This is a genomic window from Methylobacterium haplocladii (assembly GCF_007992175.1).
In the GTDB taxonomy this organism is placed as follows: Bacteria; Pseudomonadota; Alphaproteobacteria; order Rhizobiales; family Beijerinckiaceae; genus Methylobacterium; species Methylobacterium haplocladii.
On the sequence record NZ_BJZT01000024.1, the window covers coordinates 94,628 to 110,909 of the forward strand.

The following is a 16,282-nucleotide window of genomic DNA, read 5'->3' on the forward strand; positions in this document are numbered from 1 at the left end:
CGTCTCGCCGGAGGCCGGGCCGAGTATCGCGCCACCGCGGGGGCGGCTATTTCCACCGTGCTCAGCGGATGATGTTCATGAGATCGGACATCATCGTCTGCGCCGTCGACATGACGCGCGTGTTCGCAGAGTAGGCCTGCTGGGTTACGATCATCTTCGAGAATTCGCCGGCAATGTCGGTATTCGACTGCTCGATGTTGCCGCCGACCACCGTGCTGGTCCTGAGCCCGGCAATCGGCGCGCCGGAGGCCGAAGTCTGCTGGTAATTGCCGAGGGAGTCGGGTCGCAATCCGTCGTCGTTGGTGAAATTCACAACGTCGACGCTGGCGAGCGCCACCGTCGTGCCGTTCGAGTAGGTGCCCATGATCTTGCCGTCCTCGGTCACCTCGACCGTGTTCAGCGTGCCCGAGGCGTAGCCGTTCTGCTGGAGCGTGTTGGTCGTGACCTTGCCGGTGGTGGAGGCGTATTCCGTCAGGCCGCCGGCCCCGTAGTTGAGGCTGATGTTACCGACCGATGCGCCGTCCACCGTGAGGTTCGGGATGGTGATCGCGGTCGATGCCGGCGAGGTGAGCTGGCCGCTCGCGTTGAAGGTGAAGGCCTGCCCGGCATTGGTCCAGCTGGTGTTGCTGCCGGTGACGCTGCTCTTGTCCGCGTAGAACAGGTTCCAGGTGTCGTTTGTGGCGGGCGTGGACGTGGAGTCGGCGTTCTGCACCTTGGCCCATCGCGTCTGCAGGCTGACCGGCGAACCGGCCGTCGTGTAGACGGTGAGAGAGGGGCCGGAGATGCTGCTGTCGATGAAGCTCTGCGAATTCGTGGAGGAGACCGTCCCGGTTCCGGTACCGCTGGTGATCCGCGCATCCGAGCCGTCGGCGAAGGTGCCGAGCAGTTCCGAACCCGCCGTCGAAGTCGTGTTGGTGGTGGTCGGGCTCTTCGGCAGGTTGGCCGAATAGGTGATCGACGTGGTGGCCTTGGCCGGCAGGATCGAGTTGGAGATCTTGATCGGGCCGGTCGACGTCGTCGTGCCCGTGATCGGATCGAGCGTCTGGCCGGTGAGGTAGGAGCCGGCGCCGTTGGCGAGGTAGCCGTCCTTGTCCTGAGCGAAGTCGCCGCGCCGCGTATAGAGGTTGCTGCCGGAAAAGGACGTCGTTCCGGCGGCGTCGGTCGTCTTTTTCTGGACGACGAAGAAGCCCTCGCCGTTCAGCGCCATGTTGGTGGCGACGCCGGTGGACGAGAGATTGCCCTGGATGGTGTTGGTGAGCTGCGAATACGCACCCACGCTGCCGGCAACTTCGCGCCGCGGGGTCTGCTCCGCGATTAGGTCGACGAAGCTCGTGTCGATGCGCTTGTAGCCCGTGGTCTGGGAATTGGCGATGTTGCCCGAGATGTTGTCGAGGGCATAGGACTGCGCCTTGAGCCCCGAGACCGCCGTCTGCAGCGCAGTGAAAACGTCCATGGCCGATACCCCGTACGCCGACGACGCGGCACGCTGTTCGGGATGGACGGGCGCAACCCGCATGCCAGAGCCAAGTCCTTGAATTCGTTGGGCCCAGTTGCAGGATGCCCGGCAAGGTCGGCCCGGTCGGAGCACGCAGCCCGGCAAGTCCTGCCGGGTGCGCGCGTCGTTTACGCGACGTTATCGGCATGGCCCCTAAGGTGTCGGTACCGTGTCCGAGACGCCGGGATCGAGACGCCCTCATGCGGACCAAGCGGACGAGCCTCGTCAACCTGATCTACTTCTCCCGGCTCAGCCTCGCCGCGGATGCGCCGACGCGCGCTCGCCAGGTCAGTGAGATCGCCAAGCACGCGCAGAAGAAGAACGAATTCGCGGTGATCACGAGCTTTCTGATCCTCGAAGGCAACTTCGCCGTCCAGATCATCGAGGGCGAGCGTCTCTCCGTGAACGAGACCTTCCAACGCATCGCAGCGGACGCCCGCCACCGGGACGTCAAGATCGTGGAGTGGCGCGAGATCATCAAGCGCGCCTTCGTGACGTCGTTCACCACGGGCATACGCGGCGGCACCACCGAGGCGCATTTCAGCAAGGCCGGTCTGCTGCCGATGCTCCAGCGCGGGACGCCCAAGGCCAGCACGATTCACAATCTTGCAACGACGCTCCAGCACGACACGATGTCGAAGCAGGGCATCGATCATCTTTTCGGTTGATCTCCATGACGGACGCAACAGACACCGCCATGAGCGACACGCCAGCGATCCTGATCGTCGACGATCAGCCCAAGCTCCTGCGGCTCGTCGTCGAGCTGCTGACGCGGTTGGGCTTTCCGGAGGTCGACGGCGTCTCGGACGCGTTCGAGGCCCTGGAGCGCATGCGGGCGCGTAAATATGCCCTGGTGATCTGCGATCTCGACCTGGAGCCGATGGACGGCCTGACGCTGCTGCGCGAGGTCCGCGCCGACAACGTGCTGATGAACACGCCCTTCATCCTGACCGAGGCGACCTTCGACTTCGAGGACGTGAACGTCGCCCATCTTGCCGGCGCCGACGCCTTCCTCCTGAAGCCGTTCGATATCGCGCTGCTGAAGACCAAGCTGAAGCAGGTCCTCAACCGGCGGCCGCGCCGCCGCGAGGCGCCGCTGCCCCTGGAATCGACGCTGAGCCAGGATTTCCCGCTCCTCGGAAAACTCTGAGCCTCGGAACCCGCGCTCCGCATGGAAGCCCGCCCCGCGGGAGTTGTGCGCCCGCGCGAAAAAGCGAATGACCGCCCCTTCGACAGCCCCTGCCCGTTCGCCTAACAGCGGAGGGAACGGAAACGGCGTCAGTCCAGAGGGAGGGTCCGGCCGCGTGTCTCACCGCAATTGGCTTTTCGCGATCGCGCTCGTCGGTCTCGCCCTTCCCGCGGAGGCCGAGGACTGGCCGGCCTTCGGCGGCGATCACAGCAACCGCCATGCCTCTGCTCTCGACGCGATCAACCGCGAGACCGTCGGCAGGCTCAAACCCGCCTGGATCTTCCAGACCGGCACCACCGGCTACTTCCAGGCCGAACCGGTCATCGTCGACGGCACGCTGTACGTGTCGGCCACCGGCAACCACGTCGCCGCGCTCGAGGCGAAGTCGGGCAAGGTCCTGTGGACCTACACGCACAAGGCGCGCACCGAAAAGATCTTCGGGCCGCCCTCGAACCGCGGCGTCGCCGTGTCCGGCGGCCTCGTCTACGAGGCGACCATGGACGGGCGCGTCATCGCCCTCGACGCCAAGACCGGAAAGCTCGTCTGGGACATCGAGGCGGTGCGCCCTGAGGAGGGTGAAACCGAGACGGCCGTGGCGCTCGCGGCTGGGCTCGGCGACAAGGCGGTACAGGGGTCGAGCCGGCTCGGCTTCAAGATGCCGCCGCTGGTCGCCGAGGGGCTCGTCATCGTCGGTGTCACCGGTGCCGGCTACGGCCTGCATGTCGAGGATGCCAAGGGCGGCCTCGACGGCGGTTCGGTGGTCGGGATCGAGGGCGGCTATGGCCGCCGCGGCTGGCTCGCGGCGTACGATGCCAAGACGGGCGCCGAAGTCTGGCGCTGGTACGTGACCAAGGAAGACGGCTGGGAGGGCGGCTTCGTCGACAAGACCGCCGACGGTCTGCCGCTCCACCGCGACATCCCGGCCGAGAAGGCTGCGGCGGAGACGAACCGCGACGCCTGGAAGGTCGGCGGCGGCTCGCTCTGGATGACGCCGGCCTACGACAAGGATCTCGGCCTGATCTATCTCGGCACCGGCAACCCGGCGCCGCAGAATTTCGGCCTGACCCGGCCCGGCGACAACCTCTACACGATGAGCCTCGTCGCCCTCGACGTGAAGACGGGGGCGCTGCGCTGGCACTTCCAGCAGGTGCCCCACGAGACCTGGGGCTACGACGTCGCCAGCCCCCCCTTCCTGCTCGACTACCCGACCGACACGGGGCCGGTGAAGGCGGTGGCCGAGGCGAGCAAGCTCGGCTGGATCTACGTCCACGACCGCAAGGACGGGCGTTTGCTGGGCAAGTCGGCCCCCCTGATCACCCAGAAGAACCTGTTCGTGCCGCCGAGCCCGGAGGGCACCGTGGTCAGCCCCGGTCCGCTCGGTGCGGTTTCCTGGCACCCGGTCTCCTACGATGCCAAGACCGGTCTCGCCTTCGCCCAGGTCCGGCATGGTGCAGCGACCTACACGGTGAAGACCGTACCGGCCGCGAATGGGCGTCCCGAGATCCGCTACACCGAGACCGGCGAGGCCAAGGGCGAACCCACTTTCAGCACGCTCACGGCCGTCGACCTGTCCAAGGGCGGTTCCGTCGCCTGGAGTACCAAGGCCGGCAGCCGTCTTTCCGGCGGCACGCTGGCTACGGCCGGCGGCATCGTCTTCTCCGGCGAGGAGGACGGGTATCTCGACGCGCACGACACCGCGAACGGCAGGCTGCTCTGGCGCTTCCAATGCGGTGCCGGCATCGGCGGCCCGCCGGTGACCTACTCCGTCGACGGGCGACAATACGTGGCCGTGGCCGCGGGCGGCGCGTCGTTCACGAAGGGTTCGGGTTTTGGGACCGGCGACGCGCTTGTGGTGTTCGCATTGCCGGAGTGATGATGCACGGACCATCGTTTCGGTAGGCAATCGATACCCCGTCATCGCGTGCCGAAGGCGGAGCAATCCAAGGCGAGCTCACCGACGTCACGGCTGTGGCCCTGGATTGCTTCGCTGCGCTCGCAATGACGGGAGCAGTAACGGCCTGATCGGCAGAACAGCACGACAAACAAAAAAGGGCGGATCCTTGCGGACCCGCCCTTCTGTCGTTGCATCGTGAAAAATCAACGCTTCGAGAACTGGAAGCTGCGGCGAGCCTTCTTGCGGCCGTACTTCTTGCGCTCGACGACACGCGGATCGCGGGTCAGGAAGCCTTCGCGCTTCAGCGGGGCACGCAGTTCCGGCTCGTAGTAGGTCAGCGCCTTCGAGAGGCCGTGGCGCACGGCGCCGGCCTGACCCGAGAGACCGCCGCCCTTCACCGTGACGGTGATGTCGTACTGGTCGACGCGGCTGACGATCTCGAGCGGCTGGCGCAGGATCATGCGGAGCACCGGACGAGCGAAGTAGACCTCGATGGTGCGGCCGTTGACGACGACGGTGCCGTTGCCGGGCTTGATCCAGACGCGGGCGACCGCGTCCTTGCGCTTGCCGGTGGCGTAGGCACGGCCCTGCTTGTCGATCTTCTGGACGCGCACCGGAGCCTGCTGCTCGGGGTTCGACGTGTCGGTGTTCGACCGGTTGAGGTCGGAAAGGGACTGAAGCGTCGCCATGATCAAGCGCTCACGTTCTTGCGGTTGAGGGCGCCGACGTCGAACGCCTGCGGCTGCTGGGCTTCGTGGGGATGGCTGGCGCCCTTGTAGACGCGCAGGTTGCCCATGATCTGGCGGAAGAGCGGGCCGCGCGGCAGCATGCGCTCCACGGCCTTCTCGACGACACGCTCGGGGAAGCGACCTTCGAGGATGTACTTGGCCGAGCGCTCCTTGATGCCGCCCGGATAGCCGGTGTGGTGGTAGTAGTTCTTCTGCTCGTACTTGCGACCGGTGAATTTCACCTTGTCGGCATTGATGACGATGACGTTGTCGCCGCAGTCGACGTGGGGCGTGTAGGCGGGCTTGTGCTTGCCGCGCAGGCGCAACGCCACGATCGAAGCGAGACGGCCGACGACGAGGCCCTCCGCATCGATCACGAGCCACTTCTTTTCGACGTCGGCGGGCTTCAGCGAGGTGGTTTTCATGGCTGATCCCGTGCCGGTTCTCTCGAAACAAGGCGCCGCCGCGTCGGGTGACGCAGCGGCGTTCGAGCGGTGCATACGGAGTAGGGCGTCCCTCGTCAAGGGATATCGGACGGCACAGTATCGCAAAAGCTCAATGCGTGGAACGAGTTCGGATGTAAGGTATCAGGATACCCCACTGCCTGGACCGCTTCGGCGCCTTCCGCCGTTCGTCCAGGCGGCCAGCGGGTCAAACGTCGTGAGAGGCGGGTCATCGAGTCCGAGCAAACACAACCCTATCGATCGCCGAGCCTGTTGTGGTAATTTCGCCACAGCCGGTTGGGATCAGTAGCCTTCGGGACCAAGCGACCGTGACGGCGGTTGCGTGGCGGCATGTCGCAGTTTTCGGTTGCATCCCCTGCGCGGAGGTCCCTTTCGAATCGTGTGGTTAGCACCCGCCGACTCGCCGGAACGGAGCGGCTGACCCGGAATGGGGCAATGCGATGGCACTGTGGTTTTTATGCACTATTGCTAGCTTGGCCATAAAGTAAGCTGAGGTTGTTCATTCGGAACTGAGTCGGAGACCACGATGATCACCTCCACCACCGCCAAGCGCGTCGTTCTCATCGCTTTCGCTGCCGTCGTTGCTCTCAACGCTTCGGCCTGCATCGGCAAGGGCAAGGGCAAGGCTCCGCCGCCCGTCGCCGCTCCGGTCATCTCCAAGTACTGATCTCTTAAAGACAGTATTTATCGACCGGTATCCGAACTAGACGGCCTCGGGGGTTCGCCATGAGCGAACCCCTAACTTTATATGCCGCCTGGATCGGCATTAGTTAGAAGCAAACGCTGTTGGAGCGCTGGCCTATGGGCACCTTTCGCGAATTGGCTGGACGTGTCCGGGCGACGCGGACCCTGAGCCGGCTCTCCCTTCTCTCCCTGACCGCCGCCGTTCTCGCCCTCGGCCTGGCCTCGCAGCCCGCCGACGCCGCCCGCAGCGGCAATGGCGCGGAAGGACGGCAAACCAGCATCCGTGGCAAGACACAGTACGCCATCGAATTCCGCTCGCGCTACGCGCTGAGCTACGGCCACACCTTCATCATGTACGGCCGGCTGAACGCCAAGGGCCAGCTCGTCGACCGTGTGGTCGCCGGCCTGCACCCGGCGGGCGACAGCGCGCAGCCCTGGATGCTCGGCCACCTCATCCCCGTGAAGTCCGAGACAGGACCGAGCGACGGCGACCTCGAAGACGAGTACGTCTCGGCCCGCTATCGCGTCGTCGTCGACGAGCCAGAGTTCCGGCGCATCGTCGCCTACATCAAGAACAAGCAGGCGACGTCCGGCACCTGGCATGCGATCTTCAACAATTGCAGCAGCTGGGTCGCCGATGTCGGCCGCTACATGGGCCTGAGCGCCCCCGGTTCGCTGCTGATGCCGGCCGATTTCATCAACGGCATGCGCAAGATGAACGAAGGCAACGACCGCCGTACCGCCCTGTCCCTCGCAGCCGCCCGGTAATACCGGCGGCGGTATGACAGTCACCGCCGCGCCGATCGTCCGACGAAGGCTGGTCGTTCACATCCACGGCTATCAGCTGACTGCGCCGGATCGGTTTCACCGGCGCTTCTCCCGCGATCTTTCCACCTTCGGCGAGACCTGGTCGGCATCGACCGAGACCGGCGCGCCCGAAATCCTGCCGCGTCAGGCGCACTGGCAGGCCGAGGCCGGCGGCCCGGACTGGCGAACGCGGACCGACTACCGCATCATCCGCCTCGACGACCTGATCGCGCAGGGGCATCGGAAGCCGCTGCCCGGCCGCATTCTGCTCGGCATTCGTGGCCTGTTCGACTTCCTGCTCGACCGCGCGATCCTGGGCTATTTCCGCTACGGCTGGCGGTACGCGATCTTCACCATCGCGCCACTGGCGATGATGCTCGCCTCCGTGCTCGCCGGCTTATTCGCAGCACGATGGTCGTCCGGCTCGATCGGGCCGTGGTTCGGGTCGCTCGTCGGAATTGCCGTCTTCGTGGCCGGCATCGCGTTCTTCTCCAAGAAATTCTACCTGTTCATCCTGCTGGAGGATTGGGCCTTCGCCAGCATCCTGGCGCGACGACTGGAGCCGGAACTCGCAGCGCGGCTCGACGAGGGAAGCCGCGAAGTCCGGGCCGCGATCGAGGGTGGGACCTTTGACGAGGTCCTGCTCATCGGCCACAGCCTCGGCGCCGTGATGATCCTGCATTTCGCGGAGATGCTGCTGGGCGGGTTGCCGCCGGAGACGGCCTCAGCCCCCTCGCCCACCCGCATCGCCCTCCTGACGATCGGCTCGTCGGTCCTCAAGATCGGCCTGCACAGCGCCGCTGAACCGCTGCGCCGCGCCACTGCCGCGGTGACGTCGTCGCCGCGCATCGTCTGGGCCGATTACTGGTCGCAGCACGACGTGATGAACTTTCCCTATGTCGACCCGGCCGTCGCCATGGGCATAACCCCGCTGCACCCGCCGATCAGCCGCAAGGCGATTTTTCGGCAGATGATCTCGGCGGAGGCCTTGCGTGCGGTGCGCTTCGATTTCTTCCGAAAGCACAATCAGTTCTTCCACGCAGCGACGCGTCGCAGCGGCTACGACTACTTCATGTTCACCTGCGGCCCGTTCTACGGCGCCGACCTCGCCCGATCGCCGCACGGGGCGATGGACTGGCTCGACGACAGGGGCGCCCTCACCGGCAACGCGCCACAGCACGGCGCCTGATTGCGCCCAGGCTCGATCGCCCGTATCGCCGCGCCATGACGACGCCGCTTCTCTGCAAGCTCGCTTTCCTCGCCCTCGTCGTGGGCTGGTACGCGATCCGGATCCCGCACAAGCGGCGGGCCAAGCGCATTCCGGTCGCCGCCTCGCACTGGGATTTCCGCGAGAACCTGCTGCTCTCGATCTCCGGCACCGGGCTGGGCGTGATCCCGATCGCCTACAGCCTGTTCGGATTCGCCAAGCTCGGCGAGCGGGCGACGAACCCGGCCCTGCTCGTCCTCGGCATCGTCGTGGCGGCGCTGGCTCTCTGGATGTTCGATAAGAGCCACCGAGGGTTGGGCCGCGAATGGTCCTTCAGCCTGGAGCTTCGCGACGGCCACCGCCTCAAGACCGACGGCGTCTACCGATGGGTGCGCCATCCGATGTACAGCGCGTTCTGGCTCTGGGCGCTGGCCCAGGCGATCCTGCTGCCGAACTGGATCGCAGGCTTGTCCGGCCTCGCTGGATTCGGCTGCCTCTACGCATTCCGGGTGCCGCGCGAGGAGGGGATGATGCAGGAGCGGTTTGGCGATCAGTGGCGTGCATATGCGGCCGCGACGCCGCGCGTGGTGCCGTGGAAGGCTTTTTCGAAGCGACGCTGATCACCGCGGCGGGATCGAATACGTTCCCGTCGCATGGCAGACGATCTCGTCGCTGCCCTGCGTCGCGATCCGCACTTCCCCAACCGCGAGCCGCCGTCCGAGCTTCATCAGCGTACACTCCGCGATCAGCCCGTCCGTGCCGGGCTTCCGCAAAAAGTTGAAGCTGAGCGAGGTCGTCACCGCGAGCGCTACCGGGCCGATGTTGGCGAGGATCGCCGCGTAGAGCGCGAAATCGGCGAGCGCCATCATCGCCGGCCCCGAGACGGTGCCGCCGGGCCGCAGGAAGCGCTCGTGATGGTCGAGCCGCATCCGCGCCGTCAGCGGGCCGACCGCCTCCAAGTGGTAGGAGCGCCCGCCATCGTTCAGCTGCGGGAATTCGCGATCGAGGAAGTCGCGGGTTTCTTCGAGGCTCATCGTGGTCATCGCCGTCTTGCAGCACGGCAGCGGCTGGCCGACAAGGCAGCCATGGACGCCACCCTCGCCCACCACGACCGCTACCCCGACACGACGATCCGCGCGCTGATGAAGGCGACGCGCACGATCGCGCTGGTCGGCGCTTCGGCGAACCCGGCCCGGCCCAGCTACATCGTCCTCAAATACCTGTCCGAGCGCGGCTACACGGTGACCCCGGTCAATCCCGGCCTCGCCGGCCAGACCCTGCTCGGGATGACGGTGATCGCGCGTCTCGCCGAGCTGCCCGGCCCGGTCGACATGGTCGAGATCTTCCGCAACTCCATCGCGGCGGACGGCCTCGTCGACGAGGCCCTGGCGTTGCCCGAGCTCCCGAAGATCATCTGGATGCAGCTCGGCGTTCGCAACGACGAGGCCGCGGCGCGGGCTGAGGCGCGCGGCGTCACGGTGATCATGAACCGCTGCCCGAAGATCGAATACGGCCGCCTGTCGGGCGAGATCGGCTGGACCGGCGTGAACTCCCGCATCATCAGCGCGAAGAAGCCCGTTCTGGACAAGCGCGGCGTTCAGAGGCTGACGATCGACGACCGATAGCCGCAGCCGGCCGGCCGAGGGTCGGATGCACTCCGGGAGGCGAGCGCTGGCCTTGAGGGCAGCGCCATGTCATGGGCAAGCCGGTGAGCGATCATCCCGCCGGCCTCTGTCCCGAATTTCTCGTAAGCCTGGGCTGGTCCGATTTCTTTGCGGATCAGCGTGAGCCCCATGAGACCGATCTCGCGCCGATGCGGATCGCCACGGTTCACCGTTCACGCCTGACCGCCCTGTCACTTGGCGGACCTGCCGAGCTGGTCCTTCCGGTGCACACGAACACCGGCGATTTCGCCGTGGGCGACTGGGTGCTGGTCGCCCCCGAGACGCTGACGCTACACCGCCGCTTGAGCCGCAGAACGGTGCTGGAACGGCGCATCGAAGGCAGCAAGGCTCTGCAGGCCGCCGCAGCCAATGTCGACACGCTGTTCGTCGTCACCTCCTGCAATGCCGACTTCAATCAGGCCCGGCTGGAGCGCTATCTCGCATTGGCCAATCAGCGCGGCACGAACCCGGTGATCCTGCTCACGAAGGCCGACATGACGGCCGATCCCGGGGCTTACCAGCGCCAGGCGGCCGAATTGCAACGCGGGCTCGCCGTCGTCACCATCAATCCCCGTCTCGCTGGGGCCGCGAGCGCGTTGGCGGCATGGTGCGGGGTCGGGCGGACCGTAGCACTGGTCGGCTCCTCCGGCGTCGGCAAATCGACCCTGGTGAACACGCTGGCCGGTCCCGGCCAGGAGCTGCCCCAGGAGACTGGCGGCATTCGCGAGCACGACGCCAAGGGGCGGCACACCACCACGTCGCGCTCCCTGCACGCCATCGCCGGCGGCGGCTGGGTCATCGACACGCCGGGGATGCGGACGCTGCACGTCAGCGACGCTGCGGAGGGCATAGAGACCCTCTATGCCGAGATCACCGAGCTCGCGCCGGCCTGCCGGTTCCGCGACTGTACGCACGCCCACGAGCCGGGCTGCGCCGTGCAGGCCGCCGTCGCCGACGGCGGGATCGACCCTCAGCGCCTGACCCGCTGGCGCAAGCTCGTCGACGAAAACCGCGACAACACCCCGGCGACGACGGGTCCCCGCAATCGCCACGGACGATAGCAGGCAACGCTCCATCGTCTCGACGCCATCGGCGGCGTCGTTGGAGGTTCTTGCCGACGTCCGTCTGCAGATGCCGCTACCCCGCCTCCGTCAACTGCGCTAACCTCTTCGAAAGCCGGTTGGCACGGTGGTCGAGGCGCCTTGCGACGCTTTCTGAAATTCCTTCACACGATGGGGGCGATCGGGCTGATGGGGGCGATGGCGTCGCTGCTCGTCATGCTCGGCTTCATGCCGCCGACCAGTTCGCTCGCTGCCTATGCCGCGATGCGCGGGGCCATGGGCGCCATCGCCACCTGGATCTTCTTTCCCTCGCTGGGGCTGACCCTGATCGCTGGCCTGCTCGCCATCGGCCTCAACCGCGGCTTTCACAACGCCGGCTGGGCCTGGCTGAAAGCCGCGACCGGCATCCTGGTGTTCGAGAGCGGCTTCGTCGGCATCCTGGGGCCGATGCAGCAGGAGGCGAGCCAGAGCGCCGGCGCGCTGGCCGGCAAGGTCGATCCCGCGACCCTGGCGCAGTCGCTCGGGCCGGAGCGCAATACCCTCTGGGTGATGCTCGCGATCGCCACGATCAACGTCGTACTCGGGATCTGGCGGCCGCGATTGATGCGGCGGTCTGCCTAGGGCCTTCGGGCCGTTGAAACCGGAACGTCGCCGAAGCCCCTTCAGACCTCCGCCGGCCCCGTCTCCGGCATCAGCGCCACCGCGAAAAAGCTGATCGCGGCTGCACCGGCCAGATACAGCCCGACCGAGCCGATCCCGCCCCGATCGGCGAGCCACTGCGCGGCGAAGGGCGCGCCGGAAGCGCCGAGGATGCCGGCGAAATTGTAGGTGACCGAGGCGCCGGTGTAGCGCACGCGCACCGGAAACAGCTCGGGCAGAGCCGCACCCATCGGCCCGAAGATCCAGCCCATGGCGAAGAGCCCGAGGCAGAGGACGGCGAGGACCTGCGCCCCCTCCCCGCTCCCGAGCATCGGACCGAACACCGCGCCCAGCGCAGCGGTGACGGCGAGGCCGGAGAGCAGCACCGGCTTTCGCCCGAAGCGGTCGGCCGCAACGCCCGCGAGCGGAATCGCGAGCGCCATGAACAGGATCGCCGCGCATTCGAACAGCAGGAACATCGTCTTGGGGTAGCCGAGCCGTCCGGTGCCCCAGCTCAGCGCGAACACCGTGCAGAGGTAGAAGACCGCGTAGGGCGCCACCATCGCCAGGGTGCCGAGCAGCGTCGCCCGCCAATGGTGCGTCGCCATCGCGACGAGCGGTACGCGCTCAGGTGCGGCCTTGGCCAGTGCCGCGGCGAAGGCCGGCGTCTCGGTGAGCTTCAGCCGGACGTAGAGCCCGACCCCCACGAGCACGGAGGAGGCGAGGAAGGGCAGCCGCCAGCCCCAGGCCGCGAAGTCCTCCGAAGTCAGTGAAGAATTCAGGCCGAGGAACAGCAGGTTGGCCGCCAGGAAACCCATCGGCGCGCCGAGCTGCGGCGCGATACCGTAGAGGGCGCGGCGGCCCGGCGGCGCGTTCTCGACGGCCAGCAGGGCGGCCCCGCCCCATTCGCCGCCGAAGCCGATGCCCTGTCCGACCCGCAGCAGGCAGAGCAGCGCCGGTGCGAGCCAGCCGATGCTCGCATAGGAGGGCAGGCAGCCGATCCCGACGGTGGACATGCCCATGATCATCAGCGACGCGACCAGCGTCGCCTTGCGCCCGACCCGGTCGCCGAAATGCCCGAAGAGCGCGGCGCCCACCGGCCGGGCCACGAAGGCGATGGCGAAGGTGGCGAAGGCCTGGAGCGTCTGCGCGGCGGGATCGCCGGGCGGGAAGAAGATCGGCCCGATCACCAGGGCCGCCGCTGTGGCGTAGATGTAGAAGTCGTAGAACTCGATCGCGGTGCCGACGAAGCTGGCGACGAGGATACGGGTGGCGGAAGGCGGCATGGCCCTCCTATAGCCGAGCGATGTCGCAGTGGTAGTAGAATGGGGTCCCGCGGAGGTGGCTCCGCCGCTTGCCTCCCCCGGAACCGCAGGCGTACACGGCTCCGCGAGGAGACACCCGATGACCGACCGCGAGCCCGGCTTCAATACCCTGGCGATCCACGCCGGAGCGACCCCCGACCCGACCACGGGCGCCCGGGCGACGCCGATCTACCAGACCACGTCCTTCGTCTTCGACGACGTGGATCACGCCGCCTCGCTGTTCGGTCTGCAGGCCTTCGGCAACATCTATTCCCGGATCACCAACCCGACCAACGCCGTGCTGGAGGAGCGCATCGCGGCGCTCGAAGGCGGCACTGCCGCGCTCGCCGTGGCCTCGGGCCATGCGGCCCAGTTCCTGACGCTGCACGCCCTGATGCAGCCTGGCGACGAGTTCATCGCGGCGAACAAGCTCTACGGTGGCTCGATCAACCAATTCAACCACAGTTTCAAGAACTTCGGCTGGAACGTGGTCTGGGCCGACACCGACGATCCGGCCTCCTTCGAGGCCGCGATCACCGCCCGCACCAAGGCGATATTTTGCGAGAGCATCGCCAATCCGGGCGGCGTGATCACCGATATCGCGGCCCTGTCGGCGATTGCGAAGCGGCACAACATCCCGCTCATCGTCGACAACACCATGGCGACGCCGTACCTGATCAAGCCCTTCGAGCACGGCGCGGACATAGTCGTCCATTCGGCGACCAAGTTCCTGGGCGGACACGGCAATTCCATCGGCGGACTCATCGTCGACGGCGGCAGCTTCCGCTGGGAGGGCGATGCCCGCTACCCGATGCTCTCGAAGCCCCGGCCGGAATATGCCGGCATGGTGCTCTCCGAGACCTTCGGTAATTTCGGATTCGCCATCGCCGTCAGGGTGTTGAGCCTGCGCGATCTCGGCCCGGCGCTCTCGCCGTTCAACGCCTTCATGATCCTCACCGGCATCGAAACCCTTCCGTTGCGGATGCAGCGCCACTCCGACAACGCGTTGCAGGTCGCGAAATTCCTGCAGCAGCATCAGTCGGTTGCGTGGGTCAGCTATCCCGGTCTCGAGACCGACCGCTATCACCAGCTCGCCAAGCGCTATACGCCGAAGGGTGCCGGTGCGGTCTTCACCTTCGGGTTGAAGGGCGGCTACGAGGCGGGGGTGAAGCTCGTCTCGAACCTCCAACTGTTCAGCCACCTAGCCAATATCGGCGACACCCGCTCCCTGGTGATCCATCCGGCCTCGACCACCCACCGCCAGCTCACCGACGACCAGAAGCGCGCCGCCGGCGCCGGCCCGGAGGTCGTCCGCCTCTCCGTCGGCATCGAGGATCCGCTCGACCTGATCGACGATCTCGACGCGGCGCTCGGCGCCTGAGCGCGGGCCGGCGCGGTGAGCATCGCTCCCGTGCCGGAATGCCTGTCTGAAACTCTCAAAAAACCCGTCGGAGATGGAACGCCCGTTCCGGCTGTTCCATCTCGTTCCATCCGGACTCGCGGCCAAGCGGCCCCGGCCACCTCGGACGCGCGCATCTTTTCGGACCGACGAGGCGATGGCGGGTGCTCCCCGTTGTCCGGGACGACGATGTCGCGAAGCGTCGTCAGGCGCGATCCGCCAATCTGTCCTCCGGTGGAACAGGGCGGATCTCGAGCGCCGGGTCACCGAGCCGTTCATCCCTCCTTCGACCCGCAAAGACGGGGCTGGGTCCGGGCATCGGTCTTCGAGGATAGGACGCGGTGCTGTCTTCTCTGAAGCGCGGATCATAGTCCGTCGAACTTCCGAGCGTCCTATCGAGAGCCTGCAGCCGTTTCGGTCGGCAGAGTGCAGATCGCATCCGTAAAACTAGCTTTCATGCCTAGAATATGCTAATAAGCCTAGTATGAGTTACGGCATCGTTCGCCTTTCACCCTTCGCTACAGACGAAGCCCGGGCGGAACCGCGGGGCGGATGCAAGCCGACGCCCGAGGCGTTGGAGACGGTCCGCGGATTGTTCGAGACCACCACCCTTACCTACCGCGAGATCGCCCGGTGCACCGGGGTCTCGCCCGCCGCGATTTCGCGCCACGCTACGGCGAAGGGATGGTGCCGGCCCGAGGCCGTCTTGCGCGAAGAGCGGCTGGCGCCGGAGGGCCGGCGGCGGTCACCGCGCGGGGCGCTCGCCGGACGTATTCTGCGGCGCGCCGAAGACCTCGTCAGTATCATCGAGATGGATCCTGCCGCGACAGTGCCGCAACTCGCCCGCGCCGCGCGTTTTCTCAGGCTCGCCGAATCGCTCGATACGGCCGCGCCGCGGCCACGTCCGAGACGGCGTCGGCGACGGATGGCAACCGCCACTGCGAATCAGCCACAGACGCCAGATCACACCGCGCCCTGAGGCTGTCCGCGCAGGGTTCATCACGGTCTGCACTGACCCTCCTTTAACGCAGTACAAAACCCGTCACGGCACAATCCGCGGTTGATCATGGCCCGCGAGGGGTTTTTGTGCTGAAAACTGCATCGAAGCTGGGCGAGCACTCAAAAAAACACTTGAATCTTTTTCTGATCCGCATAGGTCGTTTATGGCGTAAGCCAAACACAGGAACCCCATAATGTCCGACAGTACTGCAGCACCGCTACTCGACCGGGTCGAACTCGCCGCCGATCTGGTATCGGCCTATGTCTCGAACAATTCGCTGCCTGCCGCTGATCTTCCGGGCCTGATCACGCAGGTCCACGCTGCACTGGCGAACCTGTCCGCGCCCGCCGCCGTACCCGAGGATTCCGTCGAGAAGGCCACGACGAGCCAGATCAAGAAGTCGGTCACGCCGGATGCACTGATTTCCTTCATCGACGGCAAGCCCTACAAGACGCTGAAGCGTCACCTGTCGACGCACGGTCTCGACTTCGACACCTACCGCGCCCGCTACGGCCTGCCGGCGGATTACCCGACAGTCTCGGCCAACTACTCCGCGGCGCGCTCGGCCCTCGCCAAGGATCTCGGACTCGGCCAGCAGCGCCGCAAGCCCGCCGCCCAGAAGGCCGCCGAACCCGCCGAAGTCGTCGCCGACTCGCCCCCCGCCAAGGCCCCGCGCAAGACCCCCGGCCGCAAGAAGGCCGTCGAGGCTGCCTGAACGGTTCGACACGATCAGAAGCCATTGATCGA

General features: G+C 66.5%; 18 protein-coding genes. 13 read left to right on the plus strand and 5 right to left on the minus strand.

Going from position 1 to position 16,282, the window contains the following annotated elements:
- Positions 1 to 61 precede the first annotated feature (61 nt).
- Positions 62 to 1,453: a flagellar hook protein FlgE gene (locus tag MHA02_RS11400; protein ID WP_147078757.1), complete on the minus strand. Its 1,392-nt coding sequence runs from the start codon at positions 1,451 to 1,453 to the stop codon at positions 62 to 64.
- 242 nt (positions 1,454 to 1,695) lie between these two features.
- On the opposite strand from MHA02_RS11400, the gene MHA02_RS11405 reads away from it, so the two are divergent.
- From MHA02_RS11405 to MHA02_RS11415, 3 genes are all read left to right on the plus strand, one after another.
- On the plus strand, positions 1,696 to 2,163 hold the full coding sequence (locus MHA02_RS11405) for a BLUF domain-containing protein (RefSeq protein WP_147078758.1): 468 nt from the start codon (positions 1,696 to 1,698) through the stop codon (positions 2,161 to 2,163).
- A 29-nt stretch (positions 2,164 to 2,192) separates the two neighbouring features.
- Positions 2,193 to 2,645 carry a response regulator gene (locus tag MHA02_RS11410; RefSeq protein WP_147078759.1) on the plus strand — a complete coding sequence of 151 codons (453 nt, stop codon included), beginning with the start codon at positions 2,193 to 2,195 and terminating at the stop codon, positions 2,643 to 2,645.
- A 181-nt stretch (positions 2,646 to 2,826) separates the two neighbouring features.
- Positions 2,827 to 4,557 (plus strand): pyrroloquinoline quinone-dependent dehydrogenase, encoded by a 1,731-nt coding sequence (locus MHA02_RS11415; protein WP_238180185.1) that lies wholly within the window; start codon positions 2,827 to 2,829, stop codon positions 4,555 to 4,557.
- Positions 4,558 to 4,781: 224 nt separating this feature from the next.
- On the opposite strand, the gene rpsI is transcribed toward MHA02_RS11415, so the two are convergent.
- Together rpsI and rplM are read right to left on the minus strand one after the other, a co-directional pair.
- Positions 4,782 to 5,267, minus strand: coding sequence for a 30S ribosomal protein S9 (gene rpsI / locus MHA02_RS11420; RefSeq protein WP_147078761.1), 486 nt, complete (start codon positions 5,265 to 5,267; stop codon positions 4,782 to 4,784).
- 2 nt (positions 5,268 to 5,269) lie between these two features.
- Positions 5,270 to 5,731 (minus strand): 50S ribosomal protein L13, encoded by a 462-nt coding sequence (gene rplM, locus MHA02_RS11425; protein ID WP_147078762.1) that lies wholly within the window; start codon positions 5,729 to 5,731, stop codon positions 5,270 to 5,272.
- 565 nt (positions 5,732 to 6,296) lie between these two features.
- On the opposite strand from rplM, the gene MHA02_RS11430 reads away from it, so the two are divergent.
- The 4 genes from MHA02_RS11430 to MHA02_RS11445 all read left to right on the plus strand — a co-directional run bounded on the left by MHA02_RS11430 (position 6,297) and on the right by MHA02_RS11445 (position 9,088).
- Complete coding sequence (locus MHA02_RS11430) at positions 6,297 to 6,437, plus strand: ABC transporter (RefSeq protein WP_147078763.1); 141 nt, start codon at positions 6,297 to 6,299, stop codon at positions 6,435 to 6,437.
- Positions 6,438 to 6,571: 134 nt separating this feature from the next.
- Positions 6,572 to 7,222, plus strand: coding sequence for a hypothetical protein (locus tag MHA02_RS11435; protein ID WP_147078764.1), 651 nt, complete (start codon positions 6,572 to 6,574; stop codon positions 7,220 to 7,222).
- A gap of 13 nt (positions 7,223 to 7,235) precedes the next feature.
- Positions 7,236 to 8,450 (plus strand): RBBP9/YdeN family alpha/beta hydrolase, encoded by a 1,215-nt coding sequence (locus tag MHA02_RS11440; protein WP_147078765.1) that lies wholly within the window; start codon positions 7,236 to 7,238, stop codon positions 8,448 to 8,450.
- Between the two features lie 35 nt (positions 8,451 to 8,485).
- Positions 8,486 to 9,088 (plus strand): protein-S-isoprenylcysteine O-methyltransferase, encoded by a 603-nt coding sequence (locus MHA02_RS11445; protein WP_147078766.1) that lies wholly within the window; start codon positions 8,486 to 8,488, stop codon positions 9,086 to 9,088.
- Here the strand turns inward: MHA02_RS11445 and MHA02_RS11450 are convergent, their stop codons facing one another.
- Positions 9,089 to 9,511 (minus strand): PaaI family thioesterase, encoded by a 423-nt coding sequence (locus MHA02_RS11450; RefSeq protein ID WP_373318337.1) that lies wholly within the window; start codon positions 9,509 to 9,511, stop codon positions 9,089 to 9,091.
- A gap of 42 nt (positions 9,512 to 9,553) precedes the next feature.
- On the opposite strand from MHA02_RS11450, the gene MHA02_RS11455 reads away from it, so the two are divergent.
- The 3 genes from MHA02_RS11455 (at position 9,554) to MHA02_RS11465 (ending at position 11,814) form a co-directional block, all read left to right on the plus strand.
- On the plus strand, positions 9,554 to 10,093 hold the full coding sequence (locus tag MHA02_RS11455) for a CoA-binding protein (protein ID WP_147078768.1): 540 nt from the start codon (positions 9,554 to 9,556) through the stop codon (positions 10,091 to 10,093).
- Positions 10,094 to 10,164: 71 nt separating this feature from the next.
- A complete protein-coding gene (rsgA, locus tag MHA02_RS11460; protein ID WP_147078769.1) occupies positions 10,165 to 11,193 on the plus strand; it encodes a ribosome small subunit-dependent GTPase A in 1,029 nt (342 codons plus the stop codon).
- 141 nt (positions 11,194 to 11,334) lie between these two features.
- Positions 11,335 to 11,814, plus strand: coding sequence for a hypothetical protein (locus MHA02_RS11465; protein ID WP_147078770.1), 480 nt, complete (start codon positions 11,335 to 11,337; stop codon positions 11,812 to 11,814).
- Positions 11,815 to 11,855: 41 nt separating this feature from the next.
- On the opposite strand, the gene MHA02_RS11470 is transcribed toward MHA02_RS11465, so the two are convergent.
- Positions 11,856 to 13,118 carry an MFS transporter gene (locus tag MHA02_RS11470; protein WP_147078771.1) on the minus strand — a complete coding sequence of 421 codons (1,263 nt, stop codon included), beginning with the start codon at positions 13,116 to 13,118 and terminating at the stop codon, positions 11,856 to 11,858.
- A 118-nt stretch (positions 13,119 to 13,236) separates the two neighbouring features.
- On the opposite strand from MHA02_RS11470, the gene MHA02_RS11475 reads away from it, so the two are divergent.
- The 3 genes from MHA02_RS11475 (at position 13,237) to MHA02_RS11485 (ending at position 16,250) form a co-directional block, all read left to right on the plus strand.
- Positions 13,237 to 14,517 (plus strand): O-acetylhomoserine aminocarboxypropyltransferase, encoded by a 1,281-nt coding sequence (locus MHA02_RS11475; RefSeq protein WP_147078772.1) that lies wholly within the window; start codon positions 13,237 to 13,239, stop codon positions 14,515 to 14,517.
- Positions 14,518 to 15,127: 610 nt separating this feature from the next.
- Positions 15,128 to 15,514, plus strand: coding sequence for a hypothetical protein (locus MHA02_RS11480; RefSeq protein WP_147078773.1), 387 nt, complete (start codon positions 15,128 to 15,130; stop codon positions 15,512 to 15,514).
- Positions 15,515 to 15,728: 214 nt separating this feature from the next.
- On the plus strand, positions 15,729 to 16,250 hold the full coding sequence (locus MHA02_RS11485; protein ID WP_147078774.1) for a Ros/MucR family transcriptional regulator: 522 nt from the start codon (positions 15,729 to 15,731) through the stop codon (positions 16,248 to 16,250).
- Positions 16,251 to 16,282 lie beyond the last annotated feature (32 nt).

What these genes read in the sequence shown, in the direction of transcription:
- MHA02_RS11445 (WP_147078766.1), top strand. Translation starts at nt 8,486, where the DNA reads ATGACGACGCCGCTTCTCTGCAAGCTCGCTTTCCTCGCCCTCGTCGTG.
- MHA02_RS11475 (WP_147078772.1), top strand. Translation starts at nt 13,237, where the DNA reads ATGACCGACCGCGAGCCCGGCTTCAATACCCTGGCGATCCACGCCGGA.
- MHA02_RS11485 (WP_147078774.1), top strand. Translation starts at nt 15,729, where the DNA reads ATGTCCGACAGTACTGCAGCACCGCTACTCGACCGGGTCGAACTCGCC.
- MHA02_RS11440 (WP_147078765.1), top strand. Translation starts at nt 7,236, where the DNA reads ATGACAGTCACCGCCGCGCCGATCGTCCGACGAAGGCTGGTCGTTCAC.
- rpsI (WP_147078761.1), bottom strand. Translation starts at nt 5,267, where the DNA reads ATGGCGACGCTTCAGTCCCTTTCCGACCTCAACCGGTCGAACACCGAC.
- MHA02_RS11435 (WP_147078764.1), top strand. Translation starts at nt 6,572, where the DNA reads ATGGGCACCTTTCGCGAATTGGCTGGACGTGTCCGGGCGACGCGGACC.
- MHA02_RS11400 (WP_147078757.1), bottom strand. Translation starts at nt 1,453, where the DNA reads ATGGACGTTTTCACTGCGCTGCAGACGGCGGTCTCGGGGCTCAAGGCG.
- MHA02_RS11455 (WP_147078768.1), top strand. Translation starts at nt 9,554, where the DNA reads ATGGACGCCACCCTCGCCCACCACGACCGCTACCCCGACACGACGATC.
- MHA02_RS11410 (WP_147078759.1), top strand. Translation starts at nt 2,193, where the DNA reads ATGAGCGACACGCCAGCGATCCTGATCGTCGACGATCAGCCCAAGCTC.
- MHA02_RS11430 (WP_147078763.1), top strand. Translation starts at nt 6,297, where the DNA reads ATGATCACCTCCACCACCGCCAAGCGCGTCGTTCTCATCGCTTTCGCT.
- MHA02_RS11470 (WP_147078771.1), bottom strand. Translation starts at nt 13,118, where the DNA reads ATGCCGCCTTCCGCCACCCGTATCCTCGTCGCCAGCTTCGTCGGCACC.
- rplM (WP_147078762.1), bottom strand. Translation starts at nt 5,731, where the DNA reads ATGAAAACCACCTCGCTGAAGCCCGCCGACGTCGAAAAGAAGTGGCTC.
- MHA02_RS11450 (WP_373318337.1), bottom strand. Translation starts at nt 9,511, where the DNA reads ATGACCACGATGAGCCTCGAAGAAACCCGCGACTTCCTCGATCGCGAA.
- rsgA (WP_147078769.1), top strand. Translation starts at nt 10,165, where the DNA reads ATGGGCAAGCCGGTGAGCGATCATCCCGCCGGCCTCTGTCCCGAATTT.
- MHA02_RS11405 (WP_147078758.1), top strand. Translation starts at nt 1,696, where the DNA reads ATGCGGACCAAGCGGACGAGCCTCGTCAACCTGATCTACTTCTCCCGG.